The 13,016-nt window shown below is 69.5% G+C and carries 16 protein-coding genes; 5 read left to right on the forward strand and 11 right to left on the reverse strand.

The features are described from left to right. Positions 1-57 precede the first annotated feature (57 nt). The 3 genes from HEB94_RS14735 to HEB94_RS14745 are packed head-to-tail and all read right to left on the reverse strand — an operon-like array spanning position 58 to position 1,516. Positions 58-1,062 (reverse strand): GH25 family lysozyme, encoded by a 1,005-nt coding sequence (locus tag HEB94_RS14735; protein ID WP_192750419.1) that lies wholly within the window; start codon positions 1,060-1,062, stop codon positions 58-60. 18 nt (positions 1,063-1,080) lie between these two features. Next, a complete protein-coding gene (locus tag HEB94_RS14740; RefSeq protein ID WP_192750420.1) occupies positions 1,081-1,308 on the reverse strand; it encodes a hypothetical protein in 228 nt (75 codons plus the stop codon). Next, positions 1,298-1,516 (reverse strand): hypothetical protein, encoded by a 219-nt coding sequence (locus HEB94_RS14745; protein WP_192750421.1) that lies wholly within the window; start codon positions 1,514-1,516, stop codon positions 1,298-1,300. Before HEB94_RS14745 ends, HEB94_RS14740 begins: the two co-directional genes overlap by 11 nt. Positions 1,517-1,786: 270 nt before the next feature. Here HEB94_RS14745 and HEB94_RS14750 point away from each other — a divergent pair, with 270 nt between their 5' ends. After that, positions 1,787-2,755 carry a hypothetical protein gene (locus HEB94_RS14750; RefSeq protein ID WP_192750422.1) on the forward strand — a complete coding sequence of 323 codons (969 nt, stop codon included), beginning with the start codon at positions 1,787-1,789 and terminating at the stop codon, positions 2,753-2,755. A 536-nt stretch (positions 2,756-3,291) separates the two neighbouring features. Here HEB94_RS14750 and HEB94_RS14755 read toward each other — a convergent pair. From HEB94_RS14755 to HEB94_RS14785, 7 genes are all read right to left on the reverse strand, one after another. Next, positions 3,292-3,543 (reverse strand): hypothetical protein, encoded by a 252-nt coding sequence (locus HEB94_RS14755; protein ID WP_192750423.1) that lies wholly within the window; start codon positions 3,541-3,543, stop codon positions 3,292-3,294. Positions 3,544-3,704: 161 nt separating this feature from the next. After that, positions 3,705-4,433, reverse strand: coding sequence for a hypothetical protein (locus HEB94_RS14760; RefSeq protein ID WP_192750424.1), 729 nt, complete (start codon positions 4,431-4,433; stop codon positions 3,705-3,707). Further along, positions 4,427-4,576: a hypothetical protein gene (locus HEB94_RS14765; protein WP_192750425.1), complete on the reverse strand. Its 150-nt coding sequence runs from the start codon at positions 4,574-4,576 to the stop codon at positions 4,427-4,429. The genes HEB94_RS14760 and HEB94_RS14765 overlap by 7 nt, the downstream gene beginning before the upstream one ends. Then, entirely contained in the window at positions 4,576-4,920 is a 345-nt protein-coding gene (locus HEB94_RS49260) for a DUF7246 family protein (RefSeq protein ID WP_202896350.1), read from the reverse strand. The genes HEB94_RS14765 and HEB94_RS49260 overlap by 1 nt, the downstream gene beginning before the upstream one ends. Positions 4,921-5,118: 198 nt before the next feature. After that, positions 5,119-5,478, reverse strand: a complete 360-nt coding sequence (locus tag HEB94_RS14775) for a hypothetical protein (RefSeq protein ID WP_192750426.1) — start codon at positions 5,476-5,478, stop codon at positions 5,119-5,121. 38 nt (positions 5,479-5,516) lie between these two features. Beyond that, a complete protein-coding gene (locus HEB94_RS14780; protein ID WP_192750427.1) occupies positions 5,517-5,861 on the reverse strand; it encodes a hypothetical protein in 345 nt (114 codons plus the stop codon). 115 nt (positions 5,862-5,976) lie between these two features. After that, positions 5,977-6,540 carry a hypothetical protein gene (locus HEB94_RS14785; RefSeq protein WP_192750428.1) on the reverse strand — a complete coding sequence of 188 codons (564 nt, stop codon included), beginning with the start codon at positions 6,538-6,540 and terminating at the stop codon, positions 5,977-5,979. A 361-nt stretch (positions 6,541-6,901) separates the two neighbouring features. On the opposite strand from HEB94_RS14785, the gene HEB94_RS14790 reads away from it, so the two are divergent. The 4 genes from HEB94_RS14790 to ptsP all read left to right on the forward strand — a co-directional run bounded on the left by HEB94_RS14790 (position 6,902) and on the right by ptsP (position 11,726). Continuing rightward, the gene (locus HEB94_RS14790; protein WP_192750429.1) at positions 6,902-7,471 is read left to right on the forward strand and encodes a hypothetical protein; all 570 of its coding nucleotides are present in this window, start codon (positions 6,902-6,904) and stop codon (positions 7,469-7,471) included. Between the two features lie 53 nt (positions 7,472-7,524). Then, on the forward strand, positions 7,525-8,526 hold the full coding sequence (gene dhaK / locus HEB94_RS14795; RefSeq protein WP_192750430.1) for a dihydroxyacetone kinase subunit DhaK: 1,002 nt from the start codon (positions 7,525-7,527) through the stop codon (positions 8,524-8,526). 139 nt (positions 8,527-8,665) lie between these two features. Further along, on the forward strand, positions 8,666-9,319 hold the full coding sequence (dhaL, locus tag HEB94_RS14800) for a dihydroxyacetone kinase subunit DhaL (RefSeq protein WP_202896351.1): 654 nt from the start codon (positions 8,666-8,668) through the stop codon (positions 9,317-9,319). 13 nt (positions 9,320-9,332) lie between these two features. Continuing rightward, the gene (gene ptsP / locus HEB94_RS14805; RefSeq protein WP_192750431.1) at positions 9,333-11,726 is read left to right on the forward strand and encodes a phosphoenolpyruvate--protein phosphotransferase; all 2,394 of its coding nucleotides are present in this window, start codon (positions 9,333-9,335) and stop codon (positions 11,724-11,726) included. Here the strand turns inward: ptsP and HEB94_RS14810 are convergent. After that, positions 11,719-12,861 carry a PrsW family intramembrane metalloprotease gene (locus tag HEB94_RS14810; protein WP_238362234.1) on the reverse strand — a complete coding sequence of 381 codons (1,143 nt, stop codon included), beginning with the start codon at positions 12,859-12,861 and terminating at the stop codon, positions 11,719-11,721. The two genes, ptsP and HEB94_RS14810, sit on opposite strands and share 8 nt — an antisense overlap. Positions 12,862-13,016 lie beyond the last annotated feature (155 nt).

The raw sequence follows: 13,016 nt of genomic DNA on the forward strand, positions 1-13,016 counted from the left end.
TGATGGCGCAGGATTCAAGCTCCGACCGTCCGTCGCATTAGCGCCTGGGAAGGTTCCCTACGCAGCTGCGGCCGTCTTGCCGTTCACGTTGACGTCAACGGAGACCACGGAGTCCTCCAGGGCCGCTCGGGCGCCGGCCTCGGACGCCGCGCGCACCGCGTCGGCGAGCGACTGGATGTCGACGGAGGCCCCGGAGCCGACGGCCTTCGCGAGCGTGTCGATCGTGGCGCGGAGAGCCCCGATCTGGGCGGCGTTGGCGACGGCGGACGCGGTGTCAGTGCGGATGTGCGCGACGAAAGTCTCGGCGGTGGCCTTGCTGCCGGAAAGGCTGGTCAGGCTGTGAGCCCAAACGGCGTCGGCGATCTCGTTGGCGGTGGGCAAGTCGTCCTCCTGATGGGCCTGAGGGGCCGGGGTGGTGCCGTAGTAGGCGGGGGCGAGTCTCTTCAGGGCCGCGAGGGTCGAGACGTCGCCGTCCACGACGCCGGAGACGCCCTTCACGGAGGCCTTGTCGGTCCACTGCCAGACCGAGGTACCGGCCGGCATGGCGCTGTCCGCGGAGGGCCATGGCCCGCCGGGGTTCGGCCACTTGGCGAGCCAGAGCCAGCGGCCCTCGACAAGCGAGGCGCCGTTCGTCTTGTTCGTCAGGTAGTCGGGGTTGACGTAGAGGCCGCAGCGCACCGCGCCCGCGAGACCGAGCTGCCGGTCGACCTCCTGCATGAACGCGAGCGCCCAGGCGGTCAGCGCGGACTTACCGAGCCCGCCAGTCTGCTCCAGGTCCAGGGCTGGGGGCAGGTCGCGGCCGGTCCTCCAGCCCGCGGCCTGAAGCTCGCTCGCGTAGTGCGCGGCCTGGGCCTTGGCGTCCTGGTCTGGGTGAGCGAAGTGGTAGGAGCCGACGAGGAGGCTGGCGTTGCAGGCCGCGGCGAAGTAGCTCCGCCAGGTGCTCGACGTGAAGCTCGTCCCCTCGGTCGCCTTGACGAACACGAAGCCGATGGTGCCTTTGAGCTGTGACCACGAGGTGACGGTCTGGTAGGAGGAGACGTCAATGCCGCGGACGATGGTCACCTGTCGGGCTCCGATCTGTCAGACCTTGCCGGTGAGGATGTGGAACAGGAACCAGACGATGAAGCCGCCGAAGAACCACGCGCCGGCAACGCCCCACTTGCGCCACGGGTTCAGCCCCAGCCACGCCCGGAGGCGCTCGCTGAGGGTGTCTCCGACGACCTTGTTTCGGATGGCCGGGATCTCGATGGCGAGGAAGCTGCCGATCACGGCCGCAAGCCAGACGCCCCAGATGAGGTCAGGCGACACTGGTGCCGCCGATCGCTACGGCCAGCCGGCCATCGGGGCCGCGAGTCACGCCGACGAGCGCCTCCTCGTCCGTCGCGGCACCGATGCCTATAACGACGCCGGCCGGCGCCGAGAGCTGGTAGCCGAAGCGGGCCTCCAGGTCGGAGACGGCCTCGACGAACGCGGCGGCCTTGGTGATGACTGCGGGGGAGATTGCGTAGACGGTCACGTCGCTGCTTCCTTCGTGTGGAGCGTGCGAGGAGGAAGCCCGGGGGTCCACAGGCTTACGCACAGGTCAGGACAGGGGGTCTAAAGGCCCTGAAAGGGCAGGACTTGCGGCATTGCTTAGGCCTTGCTGATCTATGTCCAGTTGGTCGCTATCCCGACCCATGGCTTCCCCCAGACTGGGGAGTCCCGCGGCGACTTTTGTGGTGCAGTAGAAGCTCGGGCGGCCCTGCCCGCGGGAGTATCTCCAGGACAGGGCCGGAAAGGGGGGATCGTGCGTGAACGCGTGAAGCTCCGACGCCGACTCATCGCGATCGGTGTCACCTTCGTGACCTTCCTCGGCATCACCGGACCGTCGGCGCTAGCCGATGGAACGAAGCCCACAGCCCCGCGACAAGACGGTGGGGGTGGCAGTAATGCGCCATCGCCTACGGGCGATCCACCGATCAACGCCGATGAAGGCTGGCAGCGAGTACCCGTCCTCGGGTCCACTGGCGGGAACCTCGAGCAAGGTGGCCGATTCACGATCAATGTCGCCGGCGGTAGATGGTCAGTACAGGTGCCTGACATCGGCTTCGTGGGCCCCGCGGGCTATGATCGCGAGGATCTTACGAGCAACCCTGACCGCATGCAGGGTTGCGAACTCCTCGGGAACTTCCGGCCTGGGGCGCTCCTAGGTCGAGTAAGTGGCGGAGCGGTGTTCGCCGTCACCTCCGGCCAATTCCGTGAGGCCGACGCCAGCGGAGCACTCGAACTTCGCATAAACGAAGCGGACCGCTGCCTCACAGACAACTCGGGCGCGATCAATGTCGAAGCGATGAGTTTCGGCGTCATCAGTGTGCCTGGACAGCCCTCGACCGGGCAACGGCCCAACGAGCAGGACGTCCGAGAAATCCAACAGCACGTAGTCCTACTCGCGCTGCAGCAAATGACCCAGTACGGACAACGGATATGTGAGCAGCGTCCAGCCAGCTGCCTGCAGTTCTTGAGGAGTGCCACGCTGCAAAGGGTGCTTCAGTTCGTCGGCGGCAGGGCCTTGCCCGCCCTGAGCGCACTCTCGTTCGCCAGGCTGAGTCTTAGGGCTATGCAGGTCAACGTCGACTGCGGCGCGCTCTTCCTCATTCCGAGCCTTAGGACAGTCACAAGTCGTGACATCAACATCTGCGTAGCGTCAGAAAGACTCTTCCAGACACGCCTCAAGGAGCTTTACGGCATCCCCGACTCCATATGGCCCTCGCCGTGACCGGATGAAAGCAGGCCCCCCAACCCGAGCGAGGGTCGGGGGGCCTGTTCGTAACGTCTCAGTGCGACCCCTATGCCCGTACAGAGGGCGAGAAGCTATGCCGTCTCGGTGAGGGGGCACGGCGGGGGAGGGGGTCATGCCCCAGGGGTAGAGCGCATCGGACTACCGATGTCAGAGCATCCCCGGATGAGACTCGGCCGGACGAGCGCGGGATACCCGGCGACGAGCCGCGTTACCTTCGGCTGCTGTCTTCCGCCCGTGATGCCAACGGCAGATCGTTTGCAGGTTGTCGTACCCATGGTCATCGCCAGGGCTGATGTGGTCGACCTCGTTACCTGGCTCACCACACAGGACGCCCAGCTCGTCGCGCACCTGGCAGCGGTAGCCATCACGCCGCAGCACGCGGAGCCGACGCACGGGCCAGTCATCAGGGAGCCGGGCGCGTCGGGTAGATCCTTCCCACGCCATGGCTCGACCTGCTCCCGGGGTAGCAAAAGAGCCCCTGGGGTTAGCCAGGGGCTCGCGTGTGGGTGGGATCAGGCGGCGGCTTCCATCTCCACGAGGAGGCGGCGCCGGAGGTACTCGCCCTTGCCGGGCTCGTCTGCTTCGATCTTGCGGCAGTGGTTCTCGAAGATCTCCTTAGCGACCCGGGCGACCGCCGCAGCGAACTCGCGCTCGGTGCAGGTGGTCTTGCCCTCCCGCTCCCAGATCTTGATGACGACCTCGGCTGCCAGATCGGTCGCGCTGTCGAAGATGTCCGTGGCGGTGATGTGCGTCGCTGTCGTCATGTGAAGACAATAACGTGCGTGGGTTGACTCACGCAAGCCTTAAACGCCCCGGGAGCGCTCAGAACCGCTCTACTCGCAGCCCACGATCAACCGCGCGGCTAGCGGGGAACGGGAGCGCTTCCCGGGGTCCACATAGCTACAACTTCCGGAGAATGCGCAGGTCAGGCGGCATTCTCTTCTGTGACAGCCTTCCTGCGTTCGGCCCGGTACTCACGTTCGGCCGCCGAGCATGCCGGGCACGCCGCCTCCTTCATGTAGCGGTGGCGGTTGTACCCGGCGTGTGAGCCGAGCTTGTCCCCGCATGCCAGCCCCGGAGCCAGGTCGAAGCGCTCCAGGGCTGCCGGGTCGCCGAGCCGGTAGGCCCAGTGCGGATTTGCTGCCCACCACGGGTCGGCCGCTGCCCGTCGCCCGAGGGTGTCCAGGTGGCCGGCCAGCTCGGCGGAGAACGTCGAGCGTCCGTCATCCGTGCCGGTCGGCGTGTGCGCACCGGGCGGGAGCCGGTCGAGCTGGACCGCGGGGCTCCCACCATCGGTCGCGAGGCCGACCTCTTCGAGCCGCTCGTCGAGGAGGTCCTGAGCCCACGCCGGCAGACTTGGCCGGAGGGCTTCGCTCGCTTCCTGGGTTCCGGCGTACTTGGCCCGCTTCCTCGCGTTGTCGGCCTCACGCGCCAGGGCGTCAGCACAGACCGCGCAGAAGTGCCGGTTAGCCCCTGGGCGCCGCCGGAAGGGCTCACCGCAGCGCAGGCAGCGGAGCGGCGCCTCCCGTTGCTCCTTCCGCCGCTGCCGGGCCTGGGCGGCGCGCTCGTCCCGCTCGGCTCGACATGCCGGGCACAGGGCGAGCTTGCGCCGCTCAGGCTCGAAACGTGCGCCGCAGCTCGGGCACGTCAGCACTCGTCAGACTCCTTTCCGGTACGGCTGGGGATCTCTGCCATGAGGTCGTGTAGCTCGTCCCACTCGCCAGCCTCATCGCGGGCGAGGTCGTCCGCGTAGGTGCGGGCGTAGAAGGCGTCGAAGGACTCCCAGGTGCTGGGCATCACCGCGTCCCTCCCTTCGAGGGCGCGAGGTTGGCCCGGGTCTTGGCGATCCGGTGGACGGTCCGTACGCGGGACGGGTAGAAGGAGCGGAAGACCTCCGAGCCCTTCGAGCCGCCGAGGAACTCCAGCCAGACGAGGCCGTCCGGCTTCTCGACGGCGTACAAAAAACGGAATCGCCCACGCTCGCCGCGGATGCTAACCTCGGCGCCGGGCGCCAGGATGCGGCCGTTTACACGCCACTCGAGATGACGGGTCCAGCTCGCCGACGGGTCGACGTGCGGGACGAGCGGATATGCAGAAAGCCGGGGCCGCCTCCGGCGGCGTGGCGTGGTCGTGGTGTTCACGGGGCCGACTCCTGGCGCATACGGGCCCGAGCGTGGGCGCACTTGGCGTGCTCGCGCAGCCTGGCTAGCTGGGCTCTCAGCCCGGCTATGTGATCTGCAAGCCGGCCGGACTGCTCCTCTGCGGCAGCGGCGCGAGCCTCAGCACGCTCGGCACGCCGGGTCAGGGCCTCGATGATGAGGTGAGCTAGGGCTGCGTACTCATTCATCGCCGGGCTCCTCGGCGTCGTGGAGTGGGCACACGGGCACGAAGTGGAGCCGGCTGGTCCCATCGGCCTCGTCGGCGGCGTCGAGGATGCCCGCGGCGAAGCTCCTCGCAACGGCGGGCTTCAGGACGACGGTCATCGGGTCGGCCGAGGCGCTCTTGGTCTGGAACAGGACGATGGCGCCATGAGGGCCGCCCCTCGCGGCGCGGACGGCGATCAGGTCGCCGGGGTCCTCGTGGCAGTTGACCGAGCGAGTCGGGCCGGCGGCGACGGCCTCCTCCTCGTACTCCTCGGTCTCATACGCCAGCTCGTAGCCGCGGAGGACGAGCAGGGCGTTACGGAGTCGGTCGAGCATTGGGGTCTCCTTCCTTTATTCGCAGTGAGTGGGTTAACTCACGCATCAGACGTCAGCTCGTCGAGGAGGAAGGCGGCGAGGCCCACGACGTCGCCCGCGGTGGCGGCCTGGGCGCCCATGAGCGACGGCTTCCGGGCGTTGAGGATCTCGACGGCCTTCGACGCTGCCGCCACTCGCCGGGGGTCGACGGCGGGCTCCGCGGCGCCGAGGAGCTCTTCCAACTCGGCGAGCAGGGACTCGACAGCGCTCGCGTTCAGGTAAGAGCCGTCCGCGTGAAGCCAGACGAGGGCGCCTTCGGGGGCGTCGGCCTCGGGGTGCTCCAGGATCACGCCCTCGTCGTAGACGCCGCTGATGGTCGCGATGTGGCTGGGGTGGGTGGGCATGCGCAGGAATCTCCTCTGTCCTATACAGGCCGCGGGACGGGCCGGGCGCTGTTGGACTAGAGGGCCAGCTGGAGACCGGGTGTTCAGGCGGGCTCCCACCTGCGCCGCTCGCCGTCTACATCGTTCGGCCTGCCCAGTCGCTCCGGAGGTCCTCTCCGGCGGCAGTGACGAAGGCGTTTTCGCCCTGCTCGTACGTTGGATAGTTGGCAGGATGAGGAATGATGGGGTCAAATTGCAGCACGGTGTACCACTGAGCCGCAGCCTCTCTGACTTCCCTTGGGCCAATGAGCCTCACGGCGATCCATGTGTCCATCAACTCGATTCGTAACCGGTTGCACCGATCGACCGCGGCTGTCACCTTTGGGTCGAGCGGGTCAGACTTGTTGGGCGGCTCGAACTTCCTTTTCAGCTCGTGGGCTTCCCAGATGGCGGCAGTCACCTCGCGGGCCGAGACCGCGAACGCCTGGTAGGCGGCATGGCGCTGCTCCCGGCGGCGTTGCCAGTCGTCTCGCTCGTGCTGTGAATCCTGCCACGCACGCTCCTCGCGCCGCTCTCTCAGAGCGTGCAGATTCTGAACCTTCAGTGCTTTCAACTGCGCCCTCATCTGTAGCCACGAACCGCCCCAACCGGCTAGCAGGCCACCAGCCGCTGGGATCGTCAGTTCCCACCACGTCGCCATGTGTCCTCCCCTGTCGATCACGGACGGTACCGACCGGGGCACGTAGCCGTCAGCCAAATTCTGCTGGCTCGACCTGGCTCTTCTTGCGGAGCCAAGGTCGGAGATCTCGGTGGACGGCCGTCAAGTCGGCCCGGACGAGGGGAGGGCGGTCGGTACGCGCCGTTGTGTAGTAATGCAGCAAGGACCTACATTCTCTATTCCGCTTCGAGTGAGAGACCCCTTGAGGAGGAATAGAGAATGTAGGTCCTTGCTGCATTACTACAGGCGCCGAGCCTTCCTGGCGCGCTTTCCCTGCGCTCCCGACGTCCCCGCTCCGTTGGAGCGCCGTAATCTGGTGCTCCAACCGAGGGGAGGGGCTGGGGTGCCCAGGACGCACGAGCGCAGCGGGTTCTTCGAGGTAGAGCCTGGCGAGGAGCTCTTGCCGCTGTTCGATCACCTGGAGGTCTTCGTCGACAAGCAGCTCCAACGTTGGGGGAGCGGGCAGTTCGCAAGGATGGTTCTCCTTCGAGACGCCGGAGGTGAGACGACGGCCAAGACCCTTCAGGAAGCCCGTGAAGACTCGGCGGAAGATCGTCACCAGATCGAGATGCTGATCATCCACTACATGGAGGGCGGCAGCCTCGGTGGCCGCACCCTGGTTATCAGCGCTACGAGCTGGAGCCGAGAGGCCGCCGGGAGCTTCCGGCTGGCCGTCAAGGTAGGCGGGCCCGAAGAGGCAGAGGTCATCGGCCTCGCTCAGATGGTCGGCGATGAGATACGGGCGTACAAGGACCGGGAGAAAGCTAAAGCCGAGGTAGAAGGCCAGGAACCCGGCCCTAAGGAAGCGCCGACGTCTCTGTGGCTCAACCCCTGGGTAGTGGGCATCGGCACGGCGTTGGGGGCGACGTTGGCCGCGGCCGTGATCACTTGGTTGTGGGCAAGCATCTTCTGAGGTTGAGACCGCTGGACCTTCGCTGGACTGCAGGTTTGGGGTAGACGTTGGCTATGAAGAAAATCATCAACGATCCCTCGACAGCCGTCGACGACGCGCTAGCCGGATTCGGTGCCGCGCACCCTGACCTCGTTCAGGTGCATCACGACCCGAACTACGTCGTCCGGGCGGATGCTCCAGTGCGGGGGAAGGTTGCGGTCCTGGCGGGCGGCGGGAGCGGGCACGAGCCGCTACATGCCGGCTTCGTCGGGCCGGGGATGCTCGACGCGGCGGTCCCAGGGCCAGTGTTCACCTCGCCCACGCCGGACCAGATCTTCGCGGCGATCCAAGCCGTTGACGCCAGCCTAGGCACAATTCTTTTAGTGAAGAACTACACCGGCGACGTGCTGAACTTCGAGACCGCAGCCGAACTCGCCGCGGCCGAGGACATCGAGGTCGAGGCGGTCGTCATCGACGACGACGTGGCGGTGCGGGACAGCCTCTACACCGCCGGCCGGAGGGGTGTCGGTGGCACCGTGCTCGCCGAGAAGATCGTCGGTGCGGCCGCCGAACGCGGTGCCGACCTGGCCTCGCTGGCCACGCTCTGCCGGAGGGTGAACGCCAACGTACGCAGCATGGGCATGGCGCTCACGCCGTGCACGGTTCCCCACGCGGGCAAGCCGACGTTCGAACTCGGCGACAACGAGATGGAGATCGGCATCGGGATCCACGGCGAGCCGGGCCGGGAGCGGCTGCCACTCGAGCCGGCCAACGCGATCGTCGAGCGGCTGCTCGCGCCGGTCGTGGAGGACCTGCCGTTCGGGTCGGGCGATCGGACGCTGCTGTTCGTCAACGGCATGGGGGGAACGCCGCTGATGGAGTTGTACGTCGCGTACGCCCATGCCGAGAAGGTGCTCGCCCAGCGCGGCATCGGAGTCGAACGGCGGCTCGTCGGCAACTACGTCACCTCCCTGGAGATGCAGGGCATGTCGATCACGCTGCTCCGCCTCGACGACGAGATGCTCGACCTGTGGGACGCCCCGGTCCAGACCGCCGCCCTCCGTTGGGGCCGCTGACCGTCCGCCCGTCCTCATGATCGTGGGCGAGCCGCCCCGGCCAGCTTCGGGGAAAGGGATCATGGTCACCGGAAAGGACCGGCACCCTCGTGGTGCGAGGCGGCAGGGGGGGAGGATGGCTCCATGGTGGTGATGCCGCATGCCGGACAGTGACGTACCGATGACGGCGCAGGATCTCCTCCGGGTGATCGCCGACTATCAGGCGGTGATCGCGGAGAACCGTGCATATCTGATCGAGCTGGACGCCGCGATCGGTGACGCCGACCATGGCGAGAACCTCGACCGGGGCATGAAGGCCGCGGTGACCAGGCTCGCCGAGACCGACACCCCCACGCCGGCCGACGTGTTGAAGACGGTCGCGACGGCGTTGATCTCCAAGGTCGGTGGGGCGGCCGGCCCGCTGTACGGAACGGCGTTCCTGCGTGCCGCGAACGCGGTCACCGGCAAGCCCGAGCTGACCGGGTCCGACGTCGCGGAGGTGCTGCGGGCCGGGCTCACCGGCCTGGTCGCCCGTGGCAAGGCCGAGCCGGGCGACAAGACGATGGTGGACGCCTGGGAGCCGGGCGTGCGAGCGGCCGAGCGCGGGGTCGAGCAGGGCCGCTCCATGCGGGACTTCCTCGCCGACGCCGCCGACGCCGCCGAGCAGGGCATGCTGGCCACCATTCCGCTGGTCGCCCGCAAGGGCAGGGCGAGCTACCTGGGCGATCGCAGTGCCGGACACCAGGACCCCGGTGCCACCTCCTCGGCCATGCTGTTCCGCGTCCTCGCCACCGTCGTAGACCACAGGGTGTAGGGCGCGGCGTTCGATGTCGGTCGGCATTGTCCTCGTCGCTCACGTCCCCGCGCTCGCCGACGGCGTACGCACCCTCGCGGCGCAGATGGCTCCCGACGTCCCGATCGCCGCGGCGGGCGGCACGGACGAGGGAGCGGTCGGCACCAGCTTCGAGAAGATCCTCGGCGCCGTCCTGGCGGTCGACGCCGGGGACGGTGTCGCAGTCCTCTACGACCTGGGCAGCGCGGAGCTGACGGCCGAACTCGTCCTGGAGTCCCTCGGCCCCGAGCAGGTGGAGTGGATCCGGCTGGTCGACGCTCCGCTCGTCGAGGGCGCGCTCGCCGCGGCCATCTCCTCCGCGGGCGGTGCCGACCTGGCCACGGTGGTCGCCGCGGCGAGGTCGGCGTTGTCCGAGCTCGCCGGGCGTACGGCGGAGGGCGCCGCCGCCCCGGTGGAGGCCGAGACCGGGCCGACCCTGACGGCGACGGCGGTCCTCCGCAATCCCGCCGGCCTGCACGCCCGTCCGGCCTCGCGGCTGGCGCACCTGGTCAGCGGCTTCGACGCCCGCCTCCGCATCGGCCGACCGGGCCAGGCGGGGGTCGACGCGGCCAGTGTCCTCGGCATCGTGGCGCAGGGCATCCGGGTCGGCGCTGAGGTCGAGGTGGTGGCGACCGGAGGGGAGGCACGGCCGGCTCTGGATGCCGTCCTCGCGCTGGTCGCCGAGGGGTTCGGTGAGTTCGGCGGACCGCCACCCGACGCCACCGCCGCGCCGGCCGAGGTCGTACCGGACGGTGGCGAGCCGGGCATCATCGGCGGGGTCGGCGCCTCTCCAGGGATCGCGGTCGCGCCGGTCCGCCACCTGCACCGGGCCGCGCCCGCGCTGCCACCCGCCCGCCCCGGGCTGGATCCGAACGCCGAACGCCGCCGCCTGAACGCCGCGCTGACCCAGATCCACGCCGCGCTCGGCGTGCGGGCCGCGGCGGGTGGCCCGGACGCGAGCATCGCGGGCGCCCACCAGGCGATGCTCGACGACCCGGCGTTGCGGAGCGGCGCCGAGGCGAAGATCGACGAGTCGACCCCCGCCGAGCGCGCGTGGTGGCAGACGGTCCAGGAGGCGGCCGAGCTGCTCGCCGGTGGGGACGCCTACGCCGCCGAACGCGCCGTCGACGTCGAGGAGGTCGGTCGGGCCGTCCTCGCCGCCCTCGGGGTCGACGTCCGGCCCTCGATCCGGCCCGACGACGCGGCGGGTGCGGTGGTGGTGGCGGAGGACCTGTTCGCTTCGGACGTCGCCGCGCTGGCCGAGGCCGGTGTCGCCGGGCTGGCACTCGCCGGCGGCGGCCGAACGGCGCACGCCGCGATCATCGCCCGCGGGCTCGAGGTCCCGATGCTCGTCCGCCTCGGCCGCCCGCTGCTCGACGTCGCGGAGGGAACGCTGGTCGTGCTCGACGCGATCTCCGGCATCCTCCAGGTCGACCCGCCGCCGTCGGTCAGGTCCAGCGCGAAGGAGCGGGCGTGCCAGCTCGCCGGCGAGCGCGACCGGGCCCGGGCCGAAGCGGCCGGTTCGGTGGTCCACGCCGAGGGCCGGCAGGTGCTGGTGGCGGCCAACGTGGGCAGCCTCGCCGAGGCGCGCGCGGCGGTGGCGGCGGGAGCGGACGGCGTGGGCCTGCTCCGGACCGAACTCCTCTACGTCGACCGGCCCGCGCTTCCCGACGAGGACGAACAGACCGCCGAGCTCGGCGCGATCCTGGAGGTGCTCGGCGACCGGCCGGTCGTCGTCCGGACCCTCGACGTCGGCGGTGACAAGATGCTGCCGGCCCTCGACCTCGACCCGTGGCGCAACGGTCCGCTCGGCGTCCGCGGGCTGCGGTACGGCCTCGCGCATCCGGGCGTGCTCCGCACCCAACTGCGGGCGATCCTGCGCGCGGCGGGCGAGCAGGGGGCGCACGTCTGGGTGATGGCGCCGATGGTCACCGTGGCGGAGGAGGCACGGCAGTTCCGCGAACTCCTCGCCGACGTCGTGGCCGAACTCGACCGGCAGGGCACCGTCCATGCGCCGCCCGCGAAGGTGGGGGTGATGCTAGAGGTGCCGGCGGCGGCGCTGGCGCCCCAGGACATCTGCGCCGAGGTCGACTTCGTCAGCGTCGGTAGCAACGACCTTCTGCAGTACGTCATGGCCGCCGACCGCGCCAACGACGCGGTGGGCTACCTCTACCAGCCCGAGCACCCGGCCCTGTGGCGGGTGCTCGACCTGCTCGTCGGGACCGCCCGGGCAGCGGGCTGCCACGTCGCGGTCTGCGGGGAGATCGCGGGGGACCCGGAGGCCGCCGTACGCCTCGTCCGGCTCGGCGTCGACGAACTCTCGATGGCGCCCAGCTCCCTGCCCGCCGTCAAGGCCGCCCTGCGAGAGGCGTACGGCTCCGTCAGCTGATCGGCTCCGGAGTGCTGTGGGCGGGCGGCGCTCCGGCGGCACTGCCGGCCGTGTGCAGGGCACGCGGGTGCATGGTCGCCCACGTCCGCGCCACCGTGACCGCCGTGACCAGGTCGTGCTGCCACTCGCCCGCGTCCCGGCCGACCGCGCCCCGCTGCCAGCGGTCGTAAAAGAACGCGAGTTCGGTGACGGCCGTCTGGTACTCGCGGACGGCCTGGGCGGCCTCGTGTCCCCACTGGCGTTCGACCGCGGCCCGCCAGCCGCTGCGACCCGGCAGGCTGGCGAGGTAGCGCACTTCGGCGGGCGCGATCCATCCGGCGGCGACGAATCTCGGCAACTGGGTCGCGACGATGCGCTGCTCGCGTCGGCGCTGCCAGACGACGACCGACGCCATCGCGACGAAGACCGGCACCATGAACACCAGGTAGACGAGGAAGAAGCCGCGCTCGCCCAGCAGCGTGGCCGAGCCGTTCCACAGGCTGTGCAGGAGGACGGCGGCGAGATAGCCGAACAGCGGGTAGGCGAACCGCGCCCTGCTGCTGCTCCGGCTCATGGCCCCGATCGCGAGGCCGGTCATCGCGGTGAAGATCGGGTGCGCGAACGGCGAAAGTATGCAGCGCAGGGCGAACAGCATGAAACCGCCGTGCAGGCCGTTCTCCGAGATCGCCGTACCGAGATAGAGGATGTTCTCGCTGAACGCGAAGCCCACGCCGACCAGCCCGGCGTAGACGATGCCGTCGACGATCCCGTCGAGCTCACGTCGTCGGACGGCGAGCAGCAGCAGCAGGAAGGCGCCCTTGAACCCCTCCTCGACGAACGGCGCCGTCACCACCGTGCCGAGCACGTTGCCCACCCCGGTCCCGACGACCTTCTCCCAGGCGTGGTTGAGGGCGATGCTGCTGAACGCCGCGGCCAGGGCGGCGACTCCCGCGCCCCAGAAGAACGCCATCAACAGGAGGCGGCCGGGCTCGGGTTCCCAGCGGTCGATCCAGAGGAAGACCGCGACGACCGGTACGACTGGGACGAACGCGAAGAAGGTGGCGAGAGCGGTGGGTTCTGGGCCGGCGCCGCGTATAGCGAGGGCGATGAGCGGTGTCATCAGCGCGGCCATCAAGACGATCAGGCCGACGGGCATCAACACCCGACGGTGGTTACGGTGCCGGCCGGCCCAGGGTCGGCGATGGTGGTGTCGGCCGTGGGCGCCCGGCCGGGCGGGTGGGCGGCCCGTCCCCGGCGGCCCGTGGGTGCCGTGCGGACCGGCCGGTGGCCCGTGTGAGGCGTGCGCCCCGT

This window comes from Actinopolymorpha pittospori (assembly GCF_014873875.1).
GTDB lineage: Bacteria > Actinomycetota > Actinomycetes > Propionibacteriales > Actinopolymorphaceae > Actinopolymorpha > Actinopolymorpha pittospori.